22 protein-coding genes and 3 pseudogenes are annotated in these 23,774 nt (G+C 39.6%); 5 read left to right on the forward strand and 20 right to left on the reverse strand.

Annotated elements, in window-relative coordinates; translation table 11 throughout:
- The first annotated feature begins 175 nt into the window (after positions 1-175).
- Positions 176-344 (forward strand): annotated as a pseudogene (locus tag ACJV45_RS03395) (helix-turn-helix domain-containing protein).
- Between the two features lie 103 nt (positions 345-447).
- Here the strand turns inward: ACJV45_RS03395 and ACJV45_RS03400 are convergent.
- Positions 448-1,716, reverse strand: coding sequence for a DNA methyltransferase family protein (locus ACJV45_RS03400; protein ID WP_075038927.1), 1,269 nt, complete (start codon positions 1,714-1,716; stop codon positions 448-450).
- Positions 1,717-1,768: 52 nt separating this feature from the next.
- On the opposite strand from ACJV45_RS03400, the pseudogene ACJV45_RS03405 reads away from it, so the two are divergent.
- Both ACJV45_RS03405 and ACJV45_RS03410 read left to right on the forward strand, forming a co-directional pair.
- A pseudogene (locus ACJV45_RS03405) lies at positions 1,769-1,933 on the forward strand (IS256 family transposase); the annotation flags it as partial.
- 112 nt (positions 1,934-2,045) lie between these two features.
- A complete protein-coding gene (locus ACJV45_RS03410) occupies positions 2,046-2,168 on the forward strand; it encodes a hypothetical protein (RefSeq protein WP_427876568.1) in 123 nt (40 codons plus the stop codon).
- A gap of 59 nt (positions 2,169-2,227) precedes the next feature.
- Here ACJV45_RS03410 and ACJV45_RS03415 read toward each other — a convergent pair whose 3' ends face one another.
- The 6 genes and pseudogenes from ACJV45_RS03415 to ACJV45_RS03440 all read right to left on the reverse strand — a co-directional run bounded on the left by ACJV45_RS03415 (position 2,228) and on the right by ACJV45_RS03440 (position 6,165).
- On the reverse strand, positions 2,228-2,395 hold the full coding sequence (locus tag ACJV45_RS03415; protein WP_000336323.1) for a cysteine-rich KTR domain-containing protein: 168 nt from the start codon (positions 2,393-2,395) through the stop codon (positions 2,228-2,230).
- Between the two features lie 118 nt (positions 2,396-2,513).
- A pseudogene (tet(M), locus tag ACJV45_RS03420) lies at positions 2,514-4,432 on the reverse strand (tetracycline resistance ribosomal protection protein Tet(M)).
- Positions 4,433-4,447: 15 nt separating this feature from the next.
- Positions 4,448-4,534 (reverse strand): tetracycline resistance determinant leader peptide, encoded by an 87-nt coding sequence (locus tag ACJV45_RS03425; RefSeq protein ID WP_011058339.1) that lies wholly within the window; start codon positions 4,532-4,534, stop codon positions 4,448-4,450.
- 274 nt (positions 4,535-4,808) lie between these two features.
- Entirely contained in the window at positions 4,809-5,351 is a 543-nt protein-coding gene (locus ACJV45_RS03430; RefSeq protein WP_472850112.1) for a conjugal transfer protein, read from the reverse strand.
- Between the two features lie 167 nt (positions 5,352-5,518).
- The gene (locus tag ACJV45_RS03435; RefSeq protein ID WP_419397691.1) at positions 5,519-6,064 is read right to left on the reverse strand and encodes a recombinase zinc ribbon domain-containing protein; all 546 of its coding nucleotides are present in this window, start codon (positions 6,062-6,064) and stop codon (positions 5,519-5,521) included.
- On the reverse strand, positions 6,007-6,165 hold the full coding sequence (locus ACJV45_RS03440) for a hypothetical protein (RefSeq protein ID WP_419397655.1): 159 nt from the start codon (positions 6,163-6,165) through the stop codon (positions 6,007-6,009). Before ACJV45_RS03440 ends, ACJV45_RS03435 begins: the two co-directional genes overlap by 58 nt.
- A gap of 240 nt (positions 6,166-6,405) precedes the next feature.
- On the opposite strand from ACJV45_RS03440, the gene ACJV45_RS03445 reads away from it, so the two are divergent.
- Together ACJV45_RS03445 and ACJV45_RS03450 are read left to right on the forward strand one after the other, a co-directional pair.
- The gene (locus ACJV45_RS03445) at positions 6,406-6,606 is read left to right on the forward strand and encodes a helix-turn-helix transcriptional regulator (RefSeq protein WP_004128511.1); all 201 of its coding nucleotides are present in this window, start codon (positions 6,406-6,408) and stop codon (positions 6,604-6,606) included.
- 1 nt (position 6,607) lies between these two features.
- A complete protein-coding gene (locus ACJV45_RS03450; protein WP_419397656.1) occupies positions 6,608-7,057 on the forward strand; it encodes a hypothetical protein in 450 nt (149 codons plus the stop codon).
- A 795-nt stretch (positions 7,058-7,852) separates the two neighbouring features.
- On the opposite strand, the gene ACJV45_RS03455 is transcribed toward ACJV45_RS03450, so the two are convergent.
- The 13 genes from ACJV45_RS03455 to carB form a co-directional block, all read right to left on the reverse strand.
- The gene (locus ACJV45_RS03455) at positions 7,853-8,692 is read right to left on the reverse strand and encodes an HAD family hydrolase (RefSeq protein ID WP_419397657.1); all 840 of its coding nucleotides are present in this window, start codon (positions 8,690-8,692) and stop codon (positions 7,853-7,855) included.
- Positions 8,693-8,822: 130 nt separating this feature from the next.
- Entirely contained in the window at positions 8,823-9,071 is a 249-nt protein-coding gene (gene secG, locus ACJV45_RS03460; RefSeq protein WP_004115170.1) for a preprotein translocase subunit SecG, read from the reverse strand.
- 59 nt (positions 9,072-9,130) lie between these two features.
- The gene (gene tpiA / locus ACJV45_RS03465) at positions 9,131-9,928 is read right to left on the reverse strand and encodes a triose-phosphate isomerase (protein ID WP_004111753.1); all 798 of its coding nucleotides are present in this window, start codon (positions 9,926-9,928) and stop codon (positions 9,131-9,133) included.
- Between the two features lie 103 nt (positions 9,929-10,031).
- Positions 10,032-11,237 (reverse strand): phosphoglycerate kinase, encoded by a 1,206-nt coding sequence (locus ACJV45_RS03470; RefSeq protein WP_004123485.1) that lies wholly within the window; start codon positions 11,235-11,237, stop codon positions 10,032-10,034.
- A gap of 213 nt (positions 11,238-11,450) precedes the next feature.
- A complete protein-coding gene (gene whiA, locus ACJV45_RS03475) occupies positions 11,451-12,389 on the reverse strand; it encodes a DNA-binding protein WhiA (RefSeq protein ID WP_004117190.1) in 939 nt (312 codons plus the stop codon).
- A gap of 174 nt (positions 12,390-12,563) precedes the next feature.
- The gene (rapZ, locus tag ACJV45_RS03480) at positions 12,564-13,463 is read right to left on the reverse strand and encodes an RNase adapter RapZ (protein WP_004122445.1); all 900 of its coding nucleotides are present in this window, start codon (positions 13,461-13,463) and stop codon (positions 12,564-12,566) included.
- On the reverse strand, positions 13,460-14,584 hold the full coding sequence (locus ACJV45_RS03485) for a shikimate dehydrogenase (protein WP_419397658.1): 1,125 nt from the start codon (positions 14,582-14,584) through the stop codon (positions 13,460-13,462). Before ACJV45_RS03485 ends, rapZ begins: the two co-directional genes overlap by 4 nt.
- A gap of 46 nt (positions 14,585-14,630) precedes the next feature.
- Positions 14,631-17,075: a primosomal protein N' family DNA-binding protein gene (locus ACJV45_RS03490; RefSeq protein ID WP_419397659.1), complete on the reverse strand. Its 2,445-nt coding sequence runs from the start codon at positions 17,073-17,075 to the stop codon at positions 14,631-14,633.
- A gap of 24 nt (positions 17,076-17,099) precedes the next feature.
- On the reverse strand, positions 17,100-18,326 hold the full coding sequence (gene metK / locus ACJV45_RS03495; protein WP_415684095.1) for a methionine adenosyltransferase: 1,227 nt from the start codon (positions 18,324-18,326) through the stop codon (positions 17,100-17,102).
- 113 nt (positions 18,327-18,439) lie between these two features.
- Positions 18,440-18,724 (reverse strand): DNA-directed RNA polymerase subunit omega, encoded by a 285-nt coding sequence (rpoZ, locus tag ACJV45_RS03500; protein ID WP_004111763.1) that lies wholly within the window; start codon positions 18,722-18,724, stop codon positions 18,440-18,442.
- A 99-nt stretch (positions 18,725-18,823) separates the two neighbouring features.
- A complete protein-coding gene (gene gmk, locus ACJV45_RS03505) occupies positions 18,824-19,441 on the reverse strand; it encodes a guanylate kinase (protein WP_419397660.1) in 618 nt (205 codons plus the stop codon).
- 22 nt (positions 19,442-19,463) lie between these two features.
- Complete coding sequence (gene pyrF, locus ACJV45_RS03510) at positions 19,464-20,363, reverse strand: orotidine-5'-phosphate decarboxylase (protein ID WP_004115188.1); 900 nt, start codon at positions 20,361-20,363, stop codon at positions 19,464-19,466.
- Between the two features lie 3 nt (positions 20,364-20,366).
- Complete coding sequence (carB, locus tag ACJV45_RS03515) at positions 20,367-23,762, reverse strand: carbamoyl-phosphate synthase large subunit (RefSeq protein WP_353582742.1); 3,396 nt, start codon at positions 23,760-23,762, stop codon at positions 20,367-20,369.
- Positions 23,763-23,774 lie beyond the last annotated feature (12 nt).

Genomic DNA, 23,774 nt, shown 5'->3' on the forward strand with positions numbered 1-23,774 from the left:
TAAAAACAGCCTAGAGATGCTTCCCCCTAGGCTGACTTTTGTAACATTTCAAATGCTCACATTCTTTTGGCTTTTACGATGCCCTTTCAATATTCACACTAATCTCTGATTTAAAAGTTATGCTGAACCTGTCCTCGTAAATTTTTATTTTCTTAACCGACTATGGAAACTACTAATAGATAAAAAACATGAACAGGGCTGATTTGCAAAATGCTGCAAAAATCAGCTCATCAACTATTGCAAAACTTGGCAAAGGTGAAAACGTCACCACTGAAGTTCTCATCAAAATTTGCGAAGCATTGGACTGTAAACTGGAAGACATCATGGAAAACGTAGAAGAATAAATACTGCCAAAATTTATTATTAATTGTTTATAACACTCAGTATTACTGCCCCATTCTAATAAATGGGGCAGTATAATAGTTAATTCATTAAATGAATAAAAAATCAAGCGTTCCTTCTCTTTGCGAGATATTCAAGCATTCTTCGTGCATTATCTAACATAGTGTCTGAGTTTTCTCCAAACAATTCATTTGCCCATATTCTATCTACTTGTCGTATTTGTGGGTCAATCAATTTTAAAAATCTTATTGAAGAATACTCTTTAAACAACGCATCTTTCGTTTCTTTTTTAATGTTGTCAAAAACTGGAATGAATGTTTTTTCTATATCGCAAATCTCCATTTTTCTCATTCCCTCTTGATCTTTAGATGATACTTCACATATTAATTGATAAAAAATTGTGCTCATCCAAGTGGATAGCATGATTGCTTCGCTCAATGAAGGCAACGTACAAACAACAAAATTTGTAGACACAAATACAGGATTTTTTGATAGATAAATTTTCCCCGTTGCTCTGATGCCCCTTGGAATCAATACAGAATTTGCGCCAAATTCTCCTTTGCTCTCTTTGGCTAATATCTTCTTCCATTCCTGCTTTGTTTTTCTCCCACGCTGCTGTTTGCCTTTTCTTTCAGGTAATTTGTTATATGTGTCAATAATTGCATCTATGACCTGGTCAGAGTTATTGGAAATATCCAGAAAATAGTTATCTCCTGTTCCAATATCTATTGTATCCAATTTAGCATTACGCATTCCGATTGAAAAGCTGATATTTTTATTTTCAAATTTGTTATATAATTCACTACGAGCGTCAAAAAATATAATATCGCTGCCGCCCTCGTTCCCCGCGTGCCCTCTTTTAATTATGTAATTAGAGATAGATAACTCTAGAAATTGACTTGAATTCTTAAAATTATCTTTTACAAAGGCGACTGCATCAGACATTTCACTATTAAGTGTTCTCCATCCATCCTCAATGTCAGCAATCATTCCCTGTACTGAAATCTTTCTCGCAACAATTCCTGGCATCATTGGAGAAAAGTTATATGTCATATCATCTGAGAGAGTTTGCACAAATCTGTGAATATCAATATTAGGAATAGTGTCATAACTTGAAATAACTTTTATGTACTCAGATGAAGTTTTCACTTTGCCAACAAGGACACAAGTATCTTTTGTTACACCATCAAAAATTTCGTCTCCTGGATATGTAAAAACCAGACGGAGTCCAAACTTATTTAATAATAATTTTCTTATAGTTTTTGCTTCTAAACCACGCGCCATTAAATGTGTCTTAGGAAATACGCAAGCTAATGTTGTTCCAGGCTTAAGAAGCTCAATCAGCAATTCTAAAAAGACACCTTCTAATGGCATCTGACCAACGAAAGTAATCGCTTCACCAGAAACTAAATGTCTGATTTTTTGATTAAAAAAACGATTAAAAGCAAAGGAACAGTTTCCAGCAGAGGATAGTTTAAATCGTTATCTAGGAGTATTTTGTATTGAACAAAATGAATTATCTAAAGAAAGAATTCATAGAGGATTTGGATTAGCGTCTTATGACCTGCACGAAAAATTCGAAATCCAATAATATTTGCTTTTCGTAGAAAAGCAAATATTATTGGATTGATAGCTTGATTGACAACTAGTGGAGTTTACACAAAATTCTTGACACTGCCGAATTTTTCTTACCTGCTAATAACTTGGTAAAAAGCACCCGACGATTACAGATAGAGAAATACATGGATAGCTTTACAGACAAAGAACTATCCTTAATGGAATCTTTAGCCAGCGGTATCAACGAAGCAAGAAACATCGAAGACTAATTAAAAGAATCCATACATAACGGAAAGAGCCGATAAAATGAGATTGTATTAATCTCATTTTATCGGCTCTGCGTCTTTGCGTCTGGCTCTGTAATCACAGTTACTTTGAACTGCTTTATTTCAATTAAATTTTCTTGTCTGCATTTCGGACAATAGAGGGGGAATTTTTTTAATTCAGTATCTTCCCTTATCTTTAATCGTGTTTTATTTCCACATACAGGACACAATATCCACTTGTAGTTTATAATAACTATCTCCTCCTTTACACTTTAATTCAAATCTTTATTAAAAAATATTTCATCTTATTTAACAAGAAACCATATTTATATAACAACATAAAATACACTAAGTTATTTTATTGAACATATATCGTACTTTATCTATCCGACTATTTGGACGACGGGGCTGGCAAACAGGTTCACCGGTAGTAACATGGTACCCTTTTAACTCTGTTAAACAAACACTACGTCCATTTGTAAAGAAAGTTAAATCACTACGATATTCTTGAATACACCGAGCAGGGATTTCTCCACTAAGAATGACCTCATTATTTTTCAATTGAGTGTCTACGATGTTCGCACAATATTTAGGAGCATCGTTGTATGCTCGTGAAAGATATTCCTGTGGCGCATAAATTTTAAAACTAAGATATGGCTCTAACAATTCTGTTCCAGCTTTTTTTAAGACTTGTTCCAATACAATAGGAGCAAGCATCCGAAAATCTGCTGGGGTACTAACAGGGCTATAGTATAAGCCATACTTAAAACAGATTTTACAGTCCGTCACATTCCAACCATATAATCCTTGTTCGCAACCATAGCGTATCCCTTCCATAACTGCATTTTGAAATGATTGATTTAAGTATCCAAGAGAAACCGAGCTCTCATACTGCATTCCACTTCCCAACGGAAGCGGTGATACAGATAAACCAATGGAAGCCCAGAAAGGATTTGGCGGCACTTCGATGTGAATGGTATATTCTGCATTTTTTAACGGTCTCTCCATATAAATGACTGTAGGCTCTTTTAGTTCTATCTCCACATGATACTTTTCTTGCAACAGTGCACTAATCACTTCCATTTGTACTTTCCCTAAGAAAGAAAGTATAATTTCATGTGTCGTAGAATCCACGTAATATCGTAGAAGCGGATCACTATCTGAGATTTCCAAAAGGGCATCAAGCAACATTTCTCTCTGTTCAGGTTTACTCGGTTCAACAGTTGTTTGTAGTAGAGGGTGCGGATTTTCAATCTTTTTTCTCTGTGGCAATAGTTTTGTATCTCCAAGAACACTATTTAACTTCAAAAACTCATTTTGCAAAATAACAATTTCTCCAGAATAAGCTCTATCAATCTTACATAATTCACCATTTATTGAAGTATACATTTCTGTAACTTTTATTTTTTCTTTTTCTGATACTCTAACCGAATCTCGTAAATGTAGTACTCCACTATAAAGGCGTATATATGCAAGACGTTGTCTTTTTTTGTATATTCAATTTTGAAAACATTTCCGCAAAGTTCAGACGGACCTCGATGTGTTGATGAATAAAATTTATTCGTAATCACTTCTATAAGGTTATCAATCCCTATATTACTTTTTGCACTTCCATGATAAAGAGGGAACAGAGAACAATTCTGAAATCTTATGCTTTCCTCTTGTTCGAGTTCCAATGCTTCTAATGATTTACCGGACATATATTTCTCTAAAAGGTCATCGTTTCCCTCTATTACCGTATCCCATTGTTCAGATTCGGTAAAGTTCGTCACACACATATTAGGATACAGTTCTACCTTCTGTTTGATTACAATTTCGGCAGAAAGTTTCTCTTTAATATCCTGATAAACCGTTGATAAATCAATTCCATTTTGGTCAATCTTATTGATAAAAAAGATTGTGGGAATCCCCATTTTCCTAAGTGCATGAAATAATATACGAGTTTGTGCTTGTACGCCATCTTTTGCAGAAATCAGTAGAATTGCCCCATCTAAAACTGATAATGAACGATATACTTCTGCTAAGAAATCCATATGTCCTGGCGTGTCTATGATGTTCACCTTCGTATTTTCCCACTGAAAAGAGGTTATTCCTGTCTGAATTGTAATTCCTCTCTGACGTTCTAAAAGCGTATTATCCGTCCTCGTTGTACCTTTGTCCACGCTTCCTAATTCTGTAATCGCTCCACTGTTATATAATAAGCTTTCTGTTAAGGTAGTTTTTCCTGCATCAACATGAGCTAAAACTCCAATATTAATAATTTTCATGTGATTTTCCTCCATTCAAAAACCCAAAAGGGCATAAAAATCCCAGTGATAAATACTTTTATCACTGGGATTTTTATGCATAACCATAGGTATACAAAGCATACAGATATTCTCTGGATACTTTAGAATCACATGATAAAGGTATTCTTAAACTGGGTACAAAAAACTAAGCCCTCCTAAAAAAGGACATCCAATTATTTGTTCCCACTATCAAATTGACAGTTTATTTAAGAATACCTTGCCGCATATTTATTAACTCCTTTTAAATAGATACTTAAATAATAGCACGTAAGAGCATATTTGTAAAGGAATCTCCAATTTTTTATCAAAGAGAGTACGTGATTACAAAATAGCTGCAATAATGTACCAATATTTGTTATTCTATAATCTTCCAATTACTCCCGTTCTTTTCAAGTACCAAATCAAATTGAGATACCTGCGTTGCTTTGGTCTGCTGGTCGATATACTCCACTGTCAGCGATACCGTGACTTGATTATCCTTACGATTGTGAATAGGATTTACCAGTTCTTGAAAGATGTACTCTTTTCCGATTGGTTTTAATATCCCGTCATTCACATAGTAGGAAAGTTCACTGGCTGTCGCTGTAGGATAGAGCTTGAAGAACGTCGTTAAAAACTCATTGATTTCATTGGTTGTAATGGAATCAACCGTCCCCTCACTTTCAATGGCTTTTGGTTTATAACTTGATTTCTTAGGTATGTTGGTAATGGTCGGATTCTTAACCAGTACCATATTTCCAGAACCATCTACATAGACACTCACTATATAAGCAGAGTGGACGGTCTTTGTATTTTCTCCCTCTGTAATGAGCTGGTCTACACTGTAGGTTACATTAAACTCATTGTCGCCAGTTGGATTGAGAGAACGGGTAGTATAGCTACACTTTTTTGAGTGCACACTATTGATAGTGGGTGCACTTTTTAACGATAGGAAAGGCTATCGTTAAAAAGTTTAAGATTGGCTTGATAGCTTGGTTTTTGAGCATAAAAACAAAAAACAGCCTAGAGATGATTCCCCCTAGGCTGACTTTTGTAACATTTCAAATGCTCACATTTTTTTGACTTTTACGATGCCCTTTCAACATCAACACTAATCTCTGATTTAAAAATTACGCTGAACTTGTCCTCGTAAACTTTTATTTTCTTGATGTACTTTCTTACCAGCTTCTCGTCATATTCACTAATATCGTGACGCTCATTTTTCAGAAAATCTTCCATTTCTCTGATTCGTCTTTTAGCATCTTCTTGACCTGCTTTTTCTATAAGAAGCTGCTGTTTCTTACCTTTAAGCTCATCAATCTCATCAGCTATTTTCGTGTAGTCTTTTTTAGCTTTAAGCAAGGTTAGTAGTATCGCTTGTTTGTCCGCGATTTTTTTATCAACCGTCTCAATCTCGCTTAAATTATTGCCCGCGATAATTTCTCTAATATTGTTATTCAACGTATCCAATACTTCATCCGGCATACTAAACACCTTGTTTATGGCTTTCACTGTAGCAGACTGCAGTTCTTCCTCTTTTACTGTCGGAGCATCGCAAGCACTAGGACCGTTTTTCACTCTGGTGCAACAACGCCAAACAACAGAACGCACTCCTCGATTGTTCCAAGCAATTCTTCTGTAAACATCCCCGCATTTAGCACAAACACATAAGCTGGATAAAGCGTACTTGCTGGAATAAACTCTCCTTTTTTATTCTCCTCACCGCTAAACATGTTGGCTCGTCTTACCATTTCTTCTTGAACTTTAAAGAAAATATCTCTTGGAATAATCGAAGCGTGGCTATCTTTTACATAATACTGTGGTTCTGTTCCATCATTTTTTATACGAACATGGTTAATAAAATCTATAGTCTTTTAGTTTAAGAAATTATAAAAAAGCAAAGTACGCTTGACAAAAAAAGCAAAGCGAGCTATACATTATATGTAAAGTGAGCTTGCTGTTGGAGGAGGAAAATGAAAAATGCAATTTCTCAATTAAGAAAACAGCATAAAATAACTCAAGAAGAATTGGCAAATGAAGTTGGAGTTACAAGGCAGACCATAACTTCCATTGAAACTGGGAAATATATAGCGTCACTGCCGTTGGCTTTTAAAATTGCTAAGTTTTTTGATACAAGTATTGAAGAAATATTTAGTATAGAAGAGGATGATTAATATGAACAAATTAGAAAAATATAAAAAAGAAATAGGATTTAGAATTAGTATTTTAGTCTTATTATGTATGGTTGCCTTACTCGCAGTTATTATTGGAAATTTTTACTTAAAATATAAATTCCCATTAAAAGAAGGTGTGACATATTATGTAGCAGTATTTTTTATTGGACTTGAACTTGTATCTGTATTCTACATGTCAATGCTTAGTAGAGCATATAGAAATAGAGATATATTGGAGAAGATGTATACTAAAGAAACAGATGAGAGAATGATATTAATAAGGATGAAGTCAGGATCAAATATAATACCTATATTTTCAATGGTTATTGTAATAGTTTCTTTAATTGTAGCATATGTAAGTTATGAAGCCTTTTTAGCGTTAATAATAGTTGCATTTGTACAAATAATATTTTCTAAATTATTAAAAGTATATTGGTCAAAAAAGATTTAAAAATATCATAGTTAAGGTATTAGACGATAGACAGTTAAAACTCTATCGTCTTTTTTTATACTCAAAATTAGGATGTAAAAATGGCAAGGATAAGAATCCCCACTTAAAACAATTTAACATATAAGACATTTAGCGATTGAAATATAAGTTCAGTCGCTTTGTTAATTGAAATTTGTAGATTAAGGAGAATAAATTAATGGATAGAGAAATGATAATTTAGCTGCCTAATCTTCTATTGTCGCTTGCCTGTTCATGAGCATAGGTAAAAGCCAATCACGTAGAGCTATCAAAGCTCTATTTTCGCGTTGATTAGACGATATAGTCGTATAAGCAGGCATAGTAATGCTATTAAACAGCTTAAGCTCAATCTCATTTGGAATATAAATGGGTCGATTTTGAGTAGTGGTTTTTGTAAATGCTTTAGCCCTGTTCCCAAGAAGAACTTTAAGTTAAGCTCTTGTTTGATAGAATAAAGCAAAGCGAATAAGTAATCTGATAATCCATCAGTACCAGTAATGCACCATGTATCTGTTGAATACAAAGCAGGACCGACATAAAATTTCACGTCTGCATTACATCCAGTATTTAATAAACAGATCCGATTATTAACTAGTGGTTTATCACAAGAAAGTACAGCATCACCACTAATGAAAAATGGGTATTATCCATTGAGATCTTTAGCTGTTTCGACTTGAATGGTAGATTTCTTCTCTTCACTGATAATGTCACCAAGCTTTCCGTTTGACTCTATACGAAAGAATTCGTCACACAAATTCGCCAGTAACGAAAGGTGGGTTATTCACAATCTAGTAAAAGATTTGAATTAAGCCAGTTGGCAACGCCGTCGTTGTTGTTGGAATCACAAACCTCGTCTGCAATCGCAAGCAACCGAGGATTGCTATTCGCCACTGCTACCCCATATCCTCCTGCTAAAAACATGTCGATATCTATAATATCGTCTCCAAAAACAACTGTGCGGCTCGGCTTTACATTTAAGCGATTGCAAATAACATTCAAAGCATGTCCCTTGTTTGCAAGAGGATTCGTAAGCATCCACAAAACATCTTCGCTAATATGCAAGGAAAAATCGTCTGGAATAATGTTCTGAAGTTTTTCCTTCTCATTATCTCGAGGAACAATAATAATCTTGTCTGCTGTGCCACGCGGAACATCAGAAAAATCGGTAATAACAAAATCCTGCTCGTTCCAAAGCATACGAACATCAAAATTAGTGTAACGAACATCGTTCATAACAATGCCAATGCGAAGCGTAGGAATCTCATTAAGCAAGCGCAAACACACACTACAAGCATGTTGAGAATCAAATCCAAAACGCGTAAGAGTATCAAGGCTTCTTTGCGAAGTAAGCTCACCTATCTTGCTGTGAGCACAGTCAAAATCAATAAGAGCACCATTAAGGTACGCGCAAACTTGAGCATTCAAATCGTGAATAAAATCAAAAGCACTTCCAACAGGTCGAGCAGTAATAATCGCAAGCGGAATTCCACATTCACTCAAACGCTTAGAAGCTCTAACAGTTTCTTGGCTTAAATATCTGCTTTCAAAAGCATTAGCATCATGAAGCATAGTGCCATCAAGATCTGCTACCACAAGAGAAGGAGAAAAATGAAGCATAACAATAACCTAATGTATTTTAATTAGTCTAACATCTTCTAACATCTTAAAAAGCATAGCAAAATGTACACCTGCTCTGCTTATAAAATAAAAAGCGCGCAATCTTTCGACTACGCGCTTAAAAGAATACTTAGATAAGTGAGAACTTAGTCATAAGGTTCAAGGCAACAATAACAGCCACCCAAATCAACGCTATAATAACAGTCCAACGATTCAAGTTCTTTTCTGCAACACCAGAGCTACCAGCGTTCTTCGTTAAACCGCCGCCGAACATATCGGAAAGACCGCCGCCCTTGCCCTTGTGCATCAAAATCAACAATGTCAACAAAATGCTGGTCAGCACAAGCAACACTTGCAAAACAATTTTCACAGCGGACACAAGTAACCTCCTGTTTTAGAGTACTTTGTAAAGCATAGTAAAAGCCATTGACCTATGTATTAAATTCGATTTTTGTAAGACGACAATTGAACAATAGTAGCCAATTCCTCAATGTCTAAAGAAGCTCCACCAATAAGAAATCCATCAACGTCTGGCTCACAAATAAGACTTGCTGCATTAGAAGACGTTACAGAGCCGCCATAAAGTATTCTAACTTTCTGTGATACAGTATCCCCGAAAGTTTCCTGCAGATCATCCCTAATAGCCTTAGCAGCATCTTGAGCAGACTGTGCTGTAGCGACCATTCCAGTTCCAATAGCCCAAACTGGTTCGTAGGCAATAATCAAACGCTCTGCCTGCTTAGAATCCAAATCGCGAGTAACGTCGTGAACCTGTCCAACTGCAAAATCAAGCTCTATACCCTGCTTGCGCTCTTCAAAACTTTCACCAACGCAAAGAATAGGTTGCATACCAGCAGCAAGCACAGCTCGCACTTGGTCAACAATATTTGCATCATCTTCTGGATGATACTTGCGTCGCTCAGAATGACCTACAATCACCATTGAGCAGCCCAAGCTTGCAAGCATATCTGCAGAAACATCTCCAGTAAACGCGCCTTGAGCTGTAACGGAAACTGCTTGCGCGCCATAAAGAATAGGAAGATTATCAGACTCAACTAATACTTGCACGCTTCTTAAGGACGTAAACGATGGCATAAGAGCAATATCGCATTTTTTACAATCGAAGTGAGAATCACATAGACGCCACCAGAATTTTTGAATAAAATGAGTGGCTTCAAGGTGATTAAAATTCATCTTCCAATTGCCTGCAACTAGCGGTTTCCTATTGACAACCATAATCACCCTTAAGAATCAACTATTCGAAAGATTAACATTATGCCGACCCCGATCTACAAAAAGAATTTATAAAATCGAAGTCGGCACAATATTTTAAAGTCACTTACTCAAGCACGCTCAAACCTGGAAGCGTCTTACCTTCCAAGAACTCGAGTGAAGCGCCACCACCAGTGGATATGTGAGAGAAGCCATCTTCTGGGAATCCAAGATTACGAACTGCAGAAGCAGAATCGCCACCACCAACGATAGTGAAAGTGCCATTCTTTGTGGCATCTACTAAGCCTTGTGCTACAGCGCGAGTGCCAGCAGCAAACTCTGGAACCTCGAACACACCCATTGGTCCATTCCAAACAACAGTCTTGGAATCAACAATCTTGTCGTGGAAAAGCTTCTGAGAATCAGGACCAATATCCAAGCCCATCTTGTCTGCAGGAATAGCATCTGCTGGAACTACTTCTGGAGCAACTGGAGTGTCTCCTGCTGGGAAGCCAGCGTTAACAACAATATCGGTTGGAAGAACAAGCTCAACGCCGTTCTTCTTAGCGGTTTCAATGTAACCCTTAACTTTCTCGAGCTGATCCTCTTCAAGCAGAGAAGTACCAACTTCGTGACCCAAAGCCTTCAAGAAAGTGAACACCATACCGCCGCCAATAACAAGACGATCAGCCTTAGAAAGCAAGTTTTCAATAACGCCAAGCTTGTCGGAAACCTTAGATCCACCAAGAACTACTGTCAAAGGACGCTCTGGATTTTCGGTTGCTCGAGAAAGTGCCTTAACTTCCTTCTCAACAAGCAAGCCAGCAGCTGCTGGAAGATCGGCAGCAACATCGTAATTTGAACCCTGAGCGCGGTGAACAACACCGAAACCGTCGGAAACGAAAACTTCTCCAAGAGCAGCAATCTTCTTAGCATATTCAGCGCGTTCGGACGCATCCTTACTGGTTTCTTCAGCGTTGAAACGAACGTTTTCAAGCAAAACAACGTCGCCATTATTCATGGCAGCTACCTTAGCCTGAGCATCTTCACCATAAGTATCTGCAGCCAAAACAACATTAACACCAAGAAGTTCACCTAAGCGAGCCGCTACTGGAGCCAAAGAAAGCTCTGGAACAACCTGACCCTTTGGACGTCCAAGATGGGCCATTAAAATAACCTTGGCACCCTGCTCACGCAAAGCTTTAATCGTTGGCAAAGCAGCCTTAATGCGACCATCGTCTGTGATAGTCGTGCCCTTGAGAGGAACATTAAAATCAGCACGAACGAGTACGCGCTTGCCGCTCAAATCTCCCAAATCTTTAAGTGTCTTCATTGGTATCCTTTCCAAAACATGATTCAACCAATCATGATGGCGAATTTAACAAGAAAAAAGACGAAAGCAAAGCTAAAACGTCTATAAATTCCATGAGCAATTATATCGCATGTGCGCAACAAGCACGCCCAAAATCAGATAATAAAAAACTACAAAAATGCCGCATACTCAAAGTATGCGGCTAATACGAATAAATACTTAGTCAAAAAGCAATTACATTCGCGACTTTTCTACTTTAGCGCAAAGCTGCAAAAGCCTACGAATACGACCAGCAACAGCATCTTTTGTAATCGGAGGATCCGCTAAATGACCAAGTTCTTCTAGACTTGCATCACTATGCTGCAATCGCAACTTTCCCGCCATTAAAAGATTTTCTGGTATATCGTCTCCAAGAATATCAAAAGCGTGACGAACTTTCTCACATGCTTCCGCTGCAGCTTTAGCACTTCTGCGCATGTTAGCATCATCAAAGTTTGCCAGTCGATTAGCTTTTCCTCTTGCTTCACCATCAGAACGCTTACCAGTCCATTCTCGAGCAGAACGAGGAGCTCCAATCAAAATCAGCATGCGCTCAATAGCGTCAGAATCTCTCAAAGTAACACGCTCAGAGCTTTTAACTTTGCGCGCCTTTGCACCAACTCCAAGTCGTGCTGCCATTGCTTGCAACGCCGTAGCAGCCTCATGAGTTGGGCAAACAATCTCTAAATAGCTTGCCTTTCCAGGATCGGATATAGCCCCATGAGCTAAGAAAGCACCTCTCCACGCAGCTTTAACCTGCGCAATACTTCCACCAACAATTTCAGGGGCAAGACCAGCAACGATATGCATACGACGGTCCAACAAACCTGATTGTAGAGCCAAAGCTGCAGCACCTCGCTCCACAAGAACATCGTAACGAGTAACAACACCTGTAGGAGTCTGACGAGTAGTTTGAGAAATCGTTGCTTCTCTTTGGAAACACGTCACAAGCGTATCTACAAGCCATTGCGCTGCGCTTAGAGAATCAAACTGTGCACGAATCACAGCCTGATTATTAACTGGCCTTAAGCCGCCACCAAAACGCATCATTGCTGCTGCCTGAGCCATAACAACCGCTGGTAGCTCACTATTATTTGCGACGAGTTCGTTCTTTACGTCGTCAAGAAGAGCCAAGGGAAACCTCCTATTTTGTTCTTCTTAGAGTATGCGTTGGGATTCATACAAGATGCCGTTGCACAATGTGCAAAACACCTACATGCTCGGCTTTCTGTGATACCCAATGACTTGGACATTTTACCTTTTATAGTTCTGCTTTTTATATTACATAATCCTATAGGAGAAATTAAATCATGTTCTAGATCTCATCTCTCTAGCAGATACTGTAACCTGCAATCCTCTTAATTTTAGTCGTCTTGCAAGCTCTATGCTAATAGCTACAGACCTATGCTGACCACCAGTGCATCCAACAGCAATTGTTACATAATGCTTATCTTCTTTTGCAAAACCATCGATTGCCGTAAGAAGAGCTTTTTCGTAAGAGTCTAAGAATTCTTTTGCCGCTGGATTTTTAAGAACATAATCGCTAACTGCTTTATCTTTTCCTGTTAAATCTCTAAGCTCTGGAACCCAAAATGGATTGGGCAAAAATCGCATATCTGCCACAAAATCGGCATCCATCGGCATTCCGTACTTGAACCCAAAACTAAAAATGTGAACAGATACTGTAGAAGATCCTTTTCCAAGCAACCCTTCATAAAGTTTAGTGGAAAGCTGATGAATACTAAGATTTGAAGTATCGATAATAATATCCGCGCAATCTTTAAGATGACCTAAAAGCTCACGCTCTTCCAAAATACCATCTATAAGTCTTCCTCCGCGCTGCAAAGGATGTGGTCTGCGCACTGACTCATATCTTTTAATAAGCACAGAATCAGATGCATCTAAAAATAGTATTCGAGTTTTTACGCCTAAATCATCTATATGACCCAAAACAGCAAATAAATCATCAAAATATCCACGTGATCTTACGTCAATAACTGCTGCAAGCTTATGAACTTTAGATCCAGAAGATGTCATCATGTCTACAAGAGGAATAAGTAGCTTTGGAGGAAGATTATCAATAACATACCAGCCCATGTCTTCCAAAGCATTTGCTGCATGAGATCTGCCAGCGCCGCTCATACCAGTAATGAGCATTACTTCAAAATCGCTTGCCACCTGCGAGAATTCACTATTTTCAGTTCTCATAACGCCTCCTGCAATGCTTTTTCCATGCAACTTCTTATGTAATCGTAATCTGGAGCCTTGTCAGATTGGTGTTTGTTTATGCAAGAATCATCACTCGAATCATCACTCGCATATCTATATTCAAAAGTCATGAGTTTTACTTGATCTAATGCCTGGTGTAAAAGCATTTCTTCTCCGCCAATACCAATGCCGTATTTTCTCCAAACTTTAAGTATCTGGCTTGGTCGAGGATCATATACAACGTCTAGCAAAGCTCCTAAATGTTTTATTGACTTTTCTTGGCAATATTCACACAAAGCTAGCGCTAATCCGTCTGCTACATGAGCTGGAACAGTGCTTATAACAATATCTGCGTTTGCAATTGCTTCAATTGCATCCAATGAAGAAATAGATTCTAGAATGTGAGATTTATCACATTTTTCTATATCTTGCGATATTTTTATAAATTCAGGATCAATAGTAGGGAATTCTATACCGCAAACAGGCTTGTAATCGCGTTTGTTTTTATGATTCAAGTTAGACGGCTCTATTCTTCTGCTATTTGGAAAATCCGAGTTATGTTTATCTACTAAATCGTTAAATCTACTAACGCCTTTAACGGTTTTACTATCGCTTTGCAATCTTGCAACAACACTAATTTTGCTCAATTTTGAGCCTTGAGCAATTTCTATTAAAGCTGCCATTGCAGAAGACGCAGTGTTTCCGCTGCCAATAATAACCGCACTTTTAGCGTTTAATATTTGAGATTTTAAAGAGTGCATTAATGCCACAACAATCCCATTTACGTCTGTGTTACAAAGCTCAATCGTCTCAGGATTTTCTAAACATGGCTTTTTACTAAACACAGCAGTATTTGCAACACCAAGCGTTTTAGACCAATAGTCGCAAGCTACACCTAGGCTCATAATTGTTTTTTTAAGTGGCATTGTAAGGCTTAAGCCTTTCCAGGAATCGTCAAGATTTGCAATAAAATCTTTTAAGTCTTCCTCGCTAACTTTTTCTTTACCATAATGCCAATTATTTAAGCCCAATGCCTTATATGCAGCATTATGCAGGACTGGAGACAGAGAGTGCGATATGGGATTTCCCAAAACCGCGCAATTGTAGCATTTTTCAACCATTTTAACCTCTTTATTTATAAGTCTTTATTAATAAGTTTATGCGATTTTACAAATCCTTAGGATCCACACTAAATTTTAATTCGCCATTTTTCCGCATCGCAAAATGCTTTGCACATTCTTTTTTCAAACGACTAACTAATTCATCTCTATACTCTAACGGCACTCTCACAACTGCTTTAACTCTGTCGTTTAACTCTTCAAAGCGTTGAGAATTTTGCTCGTGCAATGTTGAAGGAGGCTTCATTGGAACAATTCCAAGTAAAGGAGGAAGATATTCGGATTCATCAGAATCATCATTAGAATCACTATTTTTAGTTTCAACTTTTAACATTGGAAGATTACTAGAACTATCTAAATCACCATTTTTGCTTGCGACTTTTGTAATATCTTCGCTTACATCTACACTCATTGCACCTATAGCATTAAGCGTATCTATTACAGCCTGCCTAAAACCCCATATTCTTGCGACGCATACAGTTGGCGGAAGAAGTGCTTCACTTCTTTCTTGCAACTCTTGTTTAGAAAGAAGTGATGAATCCCATTCTTCCAAAGATTTAGCGAGAATATCGTAAGTTTCACCCAAAATAAGAACGCTTCCACCTCTGTTTTTTGACGCACACATTGAAGCTGCTTTCATCCAAGCATTCAAAGTGTCTATTCGAGAATCTAAACCAGTGTTGTAAAGACTCGTCCACGCGTCTAAAATCGCAACAAGGCCATATTCTCCGCAAGAATCTTTAGATGAGCTTAAAACTCGAGGTTCTGCTCCTAAAGTACAAATGACAATCATCGGCTTCTGGTCAATCCACTCTATAACACCACTTTTCTGCTTCGCAGAAGATATAATTATTGGAACATCCTTAAAAATCTTAAATATTTCCTTGGCAGTAAAATTAACTCCAACACGAATAGCCTCGATAAAGTTAGATCCACTAGAACAATTCGAGCACTTCCATCCAATCGCAGCACTTCCACACCATGCGCATTTAGGAGCAGAACCATCTATAGGTAAGTCAAGAGGACCTGTACAGCGCTTACAACGAGCCATACTGTGGCATTTTTTACATGCAGCACGCTGAACAGTATCGTCTTGTGCTGTAACAAGTAAAACAGGCAGATTTGCGTCTAAAGTTTGTCTAATCGACGCTAATGCAGTATACGGTATTCTAGATCCTGCACTCGGATCATTTATCTTATTAAGGTTATCAGAATTAAGTAGACGAACCCATGGGCAGGCATTATTCACAATAGTATTAAATGGCTTAATTTCAACTAAAGGTCCACTTACTTTTGCAGCAAGATTTTTTCCTTTTAATTCGTCTTGACTTATCACGCTTCTAGCAAAAGACATTGTTATGAAAACACCATTATGATTTTGTGCACGTAATCGCATAACGCCTCTAGCTTGAGCGTAGGGCATCATACCATCTGCGTACTGATATGCGCTATCTTCTACAATCACAAAAAGTGCTTGCGATTCAACAGGAGCATACATTGCAGATCTTGTTCCTAAAACACATGGAACAATTCCTTTTTCTATAGCTCTCCACGCTCTATACCTGTCTGCTGGAGAATCATATGCACAAAGACGAGCAACATCCCCACTTAAACTTCCACTTGGATTCTGCGATTTTTTATAAGGCTTAAGACCATAAACCATGAGGGAGCGCATAACATCGTTTACTTCGCGAATTGTAGGAAGAACAACAGCAACTTGGCGACCCGCTCTTATTGCAGTTACAATAATCCACGCTAAATCCTGAGACCATCTCATTGATCCTGGTAAAGCATCTATAAGAAAAGCTTTGCAATTATTTTTATAATTATTCGAAAGCGAACTATTTTCATGATGAAAATAATACGGTTTCTGAACATCCTCTAAGGATTGCTTAAGAAGATTCGCATTCTGGTAGGATGCAATCATACGAGCATCTGTTGTTTTTCTAAGATTCTCACTTCCATCGTATTGAGATATTTCACAAGTATTGTTAGACCTAAAATTTTTTTGTAATTCGTTAATCCACTTTACTCTTTTAGATAAATGAATATCGTCCAGCAAATTTTCTTTATCTACACCAGCAATTCTTCTAGGTAAAGCAAGCCTAATAATATTAGCTCTTGTTCCGCCATAAGCATTAGCTATTGAAGCAATATCTTCCATAAAAGATTTAGAAACTACTTCTCCTATTGGAATAATTTTTTCAATAAACTTTAATGAAGATATTGGTGTTGTGCTTGATTCACTCCTACCCCAAATAATTCCATTTACGCGTCTAGCACCAAATTTGACACGGACCATACATCCTGGCTTAGCGTAATCATCCTGATCTTTGCTAACAATGTAATCAAAAGTTTTACCGAGATGAGATGCTTGAACATCCAGCACAATATGAGCAATAGGGCGATTATCAGCTTGACTCTGTATTGAATCACTCTTCTTACGCCTACGTGGTTTGCGCGCTAAACCATCAAGTGAAGGCTGCTCAAGCATTAGCACATCCTTTTAAATCCTAAATCAATTTTTTAAAGATTTTACCTCATTCTTAATCTGATCAACACGATTAAGTCTTTCCCAAGGAAAATCAACATCTGTTCTTCCAAAATGCCCATAAGCAGAAGTCTTCGAGTAGATTGGTCGAAGCAAATCAAGCTCGTCGATAATTGCTGCTGGGCGCAAATCAAAGACTTTTCGAACAATCTTAGAAATATCCGAACGAGTAATTCCATTTGCTTCGGTTCCAAAAGTTTCTACATTTACGCTAACAGGTTCTGCAATTCCAATCGCATATGCAACTTGTACCTCTACCTTATGTGCTAAACCTGCGGCGACAAGATTCTTAGCAACCCAACGCGCAGCGTATGCTGCAGAACGATCCACTTTACTAGGGTCTTTGCCAGAGAAAGCACCACCACCATGATGAGCGGCTCCACCATAAGTGTCTACAATAATCTTTCTGCCAGTTAATCCAGAATCTGCAGCAGGCCCGCCTAAAACAAACGACCCTGTAGGATTTACAAGCATTCTATAATCGCTATAATCAACGCGATTTTCTAAGACTTTACTAAGAACAGGCTCTACAACATTTTGGACAAGCTGATTTCTAAGCCAATCAGGACTCACATCTGGGTCATGCTGTGTTGAAATAAGAACAGTATCTAAACGAACAGGGTTCCCACATTCATCATATTCGATTGTAACCTGTGTTTTACCGTCCGGTCTAAGTTTAGATACAATTCCAGCTTTTCGTACGTAGGATAAGCGCTGGGCAAGCTGATGAGCAAGATATATTGGAAGGGGCATATAAGCGTCTGTCTCATCGCTAGCATATCCAAACATAACACCTTGATCGCCTGCACCTTGGCTTTTATAACGATCTTCTTTAGACGCTAAGCTTTCAGATTCAAGATTTAACCTAGAAACACCTTGATTTATTTCTGCACTTTGCTCTGTTAAAGATACCATTACTCCACATGAATCAGCATCCAAGCCAACAGTTGAACTGTTGTATCCTACTTCACGTACAACTTTTCTAACAATGCCTGGTATGTCGGTGTATACTTCTCCCCTAACTTCCCCGAAGACTACAAATTGTCCTACGCATGCACAAACTTCAACAGCAACATGCGCATGAGAATCTTGACGAAGCATATCATCTAGAATCGCATCTGCAATCTGATCACAAAGCTTATCGGGATGACCTTCTGTAACGGATTCTGCAGAAATAAGTTTAGCTTCCGACATAACTCCCCTTTAATTAAAAAATTAAAACTTACGCGCTAAAACCAATAACAGCCGCATATCCAATACCAACAAGCATAGGATAATACGGCTGCAATTAAAAATGTAAAGAAAACTTAATTTCCCTCATTCATATCATCTTCACCAAGATTCTCCACCAGCAAACCTTTATTAATTTCTCGGAATGCGATAGAAAGAGGCTTCTCTTGGTTTCTATAATCAACAAGAGGACCGACGTTCTGCAACAATCCTTCGTTGAGCTGAGTGAAATAAGAATTAATCTGCCGTGCTCGTTTTGCGGCAAACAAGGCAAGCGCATACTTGGAATCCGCATGCTGCATCAAATCATCAATAGGCGGATTTGCAAGTCCCGTAGGTGTTGGCTTAGTGCCCAATGCCATAATGTTCTCCATATTCTATGGTGCCACAATAGTTTCCAAGTAGACTATTGTAAGCTATTGCAAGGATATTTAGGAATTACTCATTTAGATTAATCTAAATTAATCTAAATCGTATTCTTTAGCTATTATCTTCCAAAGTTCATCTGCAGCGCGCTGAGCATCATCATTAACAATCACAAAATCAAACTCGCTAGACGCAGCCATTTCTACTTTAGCGGTTTGCAAACGCTTAGCCTGCTGCTCAGAAGTTTCAGTGCCTCTACCAATAAGTCGGCGTTTAAGCTCTTCAAAGCTAGGAGGGGCAATAAACACGTACACAACTTCCAAGCCAAGTCTAGAAGCCTCTTGCTTTACTCTTCTAGCTCCCTGAAGATCAATTTCTAAAAGAGTTGGAACGTTTTGAGCAAGATGATCTAAAACAGGCTGAATTAAAGTGCCATAATGTGCCATTCCATGAACAAGAGCAGTCTCCAGAAACTCACCGTTCTTCTTCCTACGCTCAAACTCCTCTTCATCAATGAACCAATAATGAATTCCATTAAACTCATCATAACGAGGCTTGCGAGTAGTAGCAGAAACAGAAAGCCAAATATTAGGATGTTTTTCGCGCAATACTCCCTCAACAGTGCCCTTACCAGCTGCAGTAGGACCAGTAAGAACAATCAAACGCCTTTTAGTAGCGACTGGCATACTCTGTGTATCGTTTAAACTAACCATATTTGACTCTCTTAAATAATTTTCATGAATCCATTAAAGCTTGACGAATATCCCAAGCTATTCGTTCAGTTGCAGTAGATAATGCACCAATATCTGGACCATGAGAAGCAATAGACCTAGAAACTGTTACTAAAACATTTCCATGAGTACCAGCAAAAACCGTTTTCAAATCGTTAGCTTCCGCTCCCTGCCAGCCGTAACCTGGAGAAAGAATAGGACCAGTAAAACTCGTTAAATCTATTCCACCTCCATTCATCCAATCCCCAATAGTAGCTCCAACAATTAAGCCAACAGAACCCATGCCTTTTGTATTGTTGTTAAAAATTTGCGCAGTTTGAGCAATACCATGAGCAACAGTTGTGCCGCGGTAGGAACCAGTCTGGCGAATAGCAGTTTGCAAGCTAGCGCCTTCGCGATTAGACGTTAGCGAAGCAATGAACACTCCCTTGCCATTATTAAGAGCCTCATTAATCAACCCACCCATTGACCTAGCTCCGTAATACGGAAGAAGCGTAATAGCATCAGTAAGAAGAGGCGCATCTGGCTTAAAGTATGCGTCGGCAAGCGCAGAGATTGTCGTAGACAATCCACCATGACCGCAATCCACAATAGTAATTACGTCCATTTGCCTTGCAGCATACAGCACTCGTTCGAGCGCCGCGAACCCCTTAGACCCGTAGCGCTCGAACATGCTCGACTGGAATTTTACGGCAGCAGCTCTGCCGTTCATGGCCTGAAGCATACGCATGGAGAACAATTCTGCTCCTTGAGCATCCATCTTGTATCCCCAATTAAGCAGCATCTTGCGGTGCGGATCTATACCAACGCATAATGGACCGTATTTTGCCATAGCGTTTTTTAGACGCAATCCAAAATCGGATCTTTGCGCCTGCAATTCCTGCTCTCGTATGCTTTCGGTCATGTATTAAGCCCGACTTTCTTCGTTTTCTGCCTTCTCGATTGCAAACAGTTGCTTGGCATGCTCCTGAATGCTCATCACCTGGTAATCGTTGTTCTTAACAGCTTCTATAGCCATAAGAACTGGTGCAAACTCCGTAATTGTAGTGAATTGCGGAAGGTCTGCTGCAACAGCAGCTGCACGAATAGCATAACCATCCGTACGCGACCCTCTTGAATTCGGCGTGTTCAACACCATATCAATCTTACCATTCTCAATCAGCTCAACCACGTTTTTGCCGATTCTTTCATGCGAAGGCTCAGCATTTCGCACATCCTTCGCCGTGTCGCCTTGGCTGGAAAGCTTATCAACAATCACAGAATCAATGCCGTAGCGTCGAAGAACAGAAGCCGTACCTTCGGTCGCCCAAATAGTAAATCCAAGTTCTACTAGGCGCACTGCAAGTAGCGGCAATTGCCTTTTATCTGCATCACTTACAGACACAAACACGTTGCCACTTGTAGGCAAACCGCCCTTGTACGCTGCAAGCTGGCTCTTAGCAAAAGCATGCGGGAAGTCGCGGTCGAAGCCCATAACTTCTCCAGTAGAGCGCATCTCTGGTCCGAGCAAAATATCGACTGTGCGACCAACAGGCGTGCGGAAACGCTTGAAAGGCAAAACGGAAGCTTTAATAGCAACCTGCTGGCCTGGATGAATATCTCCACCATCTCCCTTAGGAAGAAGAAGACCGCGCTTTCTCTGCTGTGCGATTGTTTCGCCAGCCATAATTCGAGCAGCAGCTTTAGCAAGAGCAACTCCCGTAGCTTTAGACGCAAACGGAACAGTACGAGATGCTCGAGGATTCGCCTCAATTACGTACAAAGTGTTTGCCATAAAAGCATATTGCACATTAATAAGACCACGAACTGAGCATCCGCGAGCAATCGAAAGCGTGCCCTCGCGAAGTCTACGAATTTGATCATCCGAAAGCGTGCTTGGAGGAAGAGTGCAAGCAGCATCGCCAGAGTGAACGCCAGCTTCCTCAACATGCTCCATAATTCCACCAATATAAAGCTCGTTGCCGTCGTAAAGTGCGTCAACATCAATCTCAATAGCGTCCTGAAGGAACTTATCAATCAAAAGCGGCGAAGGCAAACGACCAGAAACAACAGTGTCTGCTTGAGCTTCCTGTAAAGCGCGATCCACATATTTTGCAAGCTGAGCATCATCGTACACGATTTCCATGCCACGACCGCCAAGCACGTAGCTTGGTCGCACAAGAACAGGGTAACCAATTGCGTGAGCAGCATCCTTAGCCTCTTCAAGGCTTAATGCAGTGCCGTAGCGCGGAGCATTCATGCCTTCTTGGCGAAGAACCTCGCCGAAAAGCTCACGATTTTCTGCCAAATCAATAGCCTCAGGCGTAGTTCCCAAAATTGGCACTCCTGCAGCTTTAAGACGCGCAGCAAGCGAAAGTGGCGTTTGACCACCGAGTTGCACAATCACGCCTTTCACTGGACCAAGCTTCTTTTCTGCTTGGTAAATTTCGAGCACGTCTTCAAAAGTAAGGGGCTCAAAGTAAAGGCGATCCGACATATCGTAGTCTGTAGAAACTGTTTCAGGATTGCAATTGACCATGATTGTGTCGTAATCCTTACCCAATTCCTGAACAGCATGAACGCAAGTGTAGTCAAACTCAATACCCTGGCCGATTCTGTTTGGACCAGAGCCAAGAATGATTACAGCTTCGCGATCGCGTGGCTTAAGCTCGCTTTCGTCAGCGTAGCAAGAATAGTAGTAAGGCGTTACAGCATCAAATTCGGCAGCACACGTGTCAACCGTTTTGTAAACAGGATGCAATCCATACGCCCAACGCAGCTCACGAACCATGTTTTCGCCTTCGTCGCCAAGATTACGCAAATGCGCAATTTGAACATCCGAAAGACCAGCAAGCTTAGCATTCTTTAACACTTTTGGCGTCAAATTTTCTGCTTCACGAACCTCTAAAGCTGTTTTGTTAATTAACGAAAGCTGCTCAACAAACCATGGGTCTATCTTTGTTGCGTCAAAAATCTGCTCAGGCGTAGCCCCACCCCATAGCGCGCGCTGAATTTGCAAGTAGCGGTGCTCGGTTGGAGTGTGCATTTCTTCAAGAAGCTTACTAACTTCTTCTTTACTTGGGCGCTCGCCGTCCCAGTTAAAGCAAGCGTGACGCTTGTCGATTGAGCGCATTGCTTTGCCAAGAGATTCCTGGAAGTTTCCAGCCAAAGCCATTGCCTCGCCAACTGACTTCATAGAAGTAGTAAGCGTAGTGTCTGCTCCAGGGAACTTTTCAAAAGCAAAGCGCGGAATCTTAGTTACAACATAGTCAATCGTTGGCTCAAAGCTTGCAGGAGTTGAACGCGTAATATCGTTTTGAATTTCGTCCAAAGTGTAGCCGAGAGCAAGTTTTGTAGCGATTTTTGCAATCGGGAAACCAGTTGCTTTAGATGCGAGCGCAGAAGAACGCGAAACTCGAGGATTCATTTCGATTACGATAATGCGACCAGTTTGAGGGTTGATTGCGAACTGAATATTGCATCCGCCGGTATCAACGCCAACGCCTCGAATAATCGCGATACCGATATCGCGCATCTTTTGATACTCGCGATCTGTTAGCGTAAAGCATGGAGCAACTGTAATCGAATCTCCAGTGTGAACGCCCACGGGATCAACGTTTTCAATTGGGCACACAACAACAACGTTGTCTTTGGAATCTCGCATAAGCTCAAGCTCAAATTCCTTCCAGCCTTCAATGCCTTCTTCAATAAGCACTTCGTCTGTTGGAGAATAGTGAATACCTGCTCCTGCAATGCGATGTAATTCTTCTTGATTGTGAGCAATTCCAGAGCCTAAGCCGCCCATTGTGAAGCTTGGACGCACAACAACTGGGTATCCTAGTGTTTCAACAATTTTGTCTACTTCTTCAATTGAGTGAGCAATGAAGGATTTTGCGCTTTCGGCTCCAGCTTTTTCGACAACTTTTTTGAAAAGCTCACGGTCTTCGCCGCGGTCGATTGCCTCAAGAGATGCACCAATAAGCTCTACATTATACTTTTCTAAGATTCCTGCACGACCCAAGTCCATTGCGGCATTAAGAGCAGTTTGACCACCTAATGTTGGAAGAAGCGCATCTGGCTTCTCTTTAGCAATAATGCGCTCCAAAATTGCCGTGTCTATCGGCTCAATATATGTTGCGTCTGCAAGCTCTGGGTCCGTCATAATAGTAGCAGGATTAGAGTTTACAAGAATTACGCGGATTCCTTCTTCGTGAAGTACTCGGCAAGCTTGCGTTCCAGAGTAGTCGAATTCTGCAGCCTGACCAATTACGATTGGACCAGAACCAATAACCATTACGGATTTAATATCAGCACGTTTTGGCATTATAAATTCCTT

Origin of the sequence: Gardnerella lacydonensis (genome assembly GCF_048545055.1) — a bacterium.
GTDB classification, from domain to species: Bacteria; Actinomycetota; Actinomycetes; order Actinomycetales; family Bifidobacteriaceae; genus Bifidobacterium; species Bifidobacterium vaginale_C.

What these genes read in the sequence shown, in the direction of transcription:
- gmk (WP_419397660.1), bottom strand. Translation starts at nt 19,441, where the DNA reads ATGGTTAGTTTAAACGATACACAGAGTATGCCAGTCGCTACTAAAAGG.
- ACJV45_RS03455 (WP_419397657.1), bottom strand. Translation starts at nt 8,692, where the DNA reads ATGCTTCATTTTTCTCCTTCTCTTGTGGTAGCAGATCTTGATGGCACT.
- tpiA (WP_004111753.1), bottom strand. Translation starts at nt 9,928, where the DNA reads ATGGTTGTCAATAGGAAACCGCTAGTTGCAGGCAATTGGAAGATGAAT.
- ACJV45_RS03485 (WP_419397658.1), bottom strand. Translation starts at nt 14,584, where the DNA reads ATGGTTGAAAAATGCTACAATTGCGCGGTTTTGGGAAATCCCATATCG.
- pyrF (WP_004115188.1), bottom strand. Translation starts at nt 20,363, where the DNA reads ATGACCGAAAGCATACGAGAGCAGGAATTGCAGGCGCAAAGATCCGAT.
- ACJV45_RS03450 (WP_419397656.1), top strand. Translation starts at nt 6,608, where the DNA reads ATGAACAAATTAGAAAAATATAAAAAAGAAATAGGATTTAGAATTAGT.
- rapZ (WP_004122445.1), bottom strand. Translation starts at nt 13,463, where the DNA reads ATGAGAACTGAAAATAGTGAATTCTCGCAGGTGGCAAGCGATTTTGAA.
- carB (WP_353582742.1), bottom strand. Translation starts at nt 23,762, where the DNA reads ATGCCAAAACGTGCTGATATTAAATCCGTAATGGTTATTGGTTCTGGT.
- ACJV45_RS03400 (WP_075038927.1), bottom strand. Translation starts at nt 1,716, where the DNA reads ATGCCATTAGAAGGTGTCTTTTTAGAATTGCTGATTGAGCTTCTTAAG.
- rpoZ (WP_004111763.1), bottom strand. Translation starts at nt 18,724, where the DNA reads ATGGCATTGGGCACTAAGCCAACACCTACGGGACTTGCAAATCCGCCT.
- ACJV45_RS03425 (WP_011058339.1), bottom strand. Translation starts at nt 4,534, where the DNA reads ATGCTTTGTATACCTATGGTTATGCATAAAAATCCCAGTGATAAAAGT.
- metK (WP_415684095.1), bottom strand. Translation starts at nt 18,326, where the DNA reads ATGTCGGAAGCTAAACTTATTTCTGCAGAATCCGTTACAGAAGGTCAT.
- ACJV45_RS03470 (WP_004123485.1), bottom strand. Translation starts at nt 11,237, where the DNA reads ATGAAGACACTTAAAGATTTGGGAGATTTGAGCGGCAAGCGCGTACTC.
- ACJV45_RS03440 (WP_419397655.1), bottom strand. Translation starts at nt 6,165, where the DNA reads ATGTTTAGCGGTGAGGAGAATAAAAAAGGAGAGTTTATTCCAGCAAGT.
- ACJV45_RS03490 (WP_419397659.1), bottom strand. Translation starts at nt 17,075, where the DNA reads ATGCTTGAGCAGCCTTCACTTGATGGTTTAGCGCGCAAACCACGTAGG.
- ACJV45_RS03445 (WP_004128511.1), top strand. Translation starts at nt 6,406, where the DNA reads ATGAAAAATGCAATTTCTCAATTAAGAAAACAGCATAAAATAACTCAA.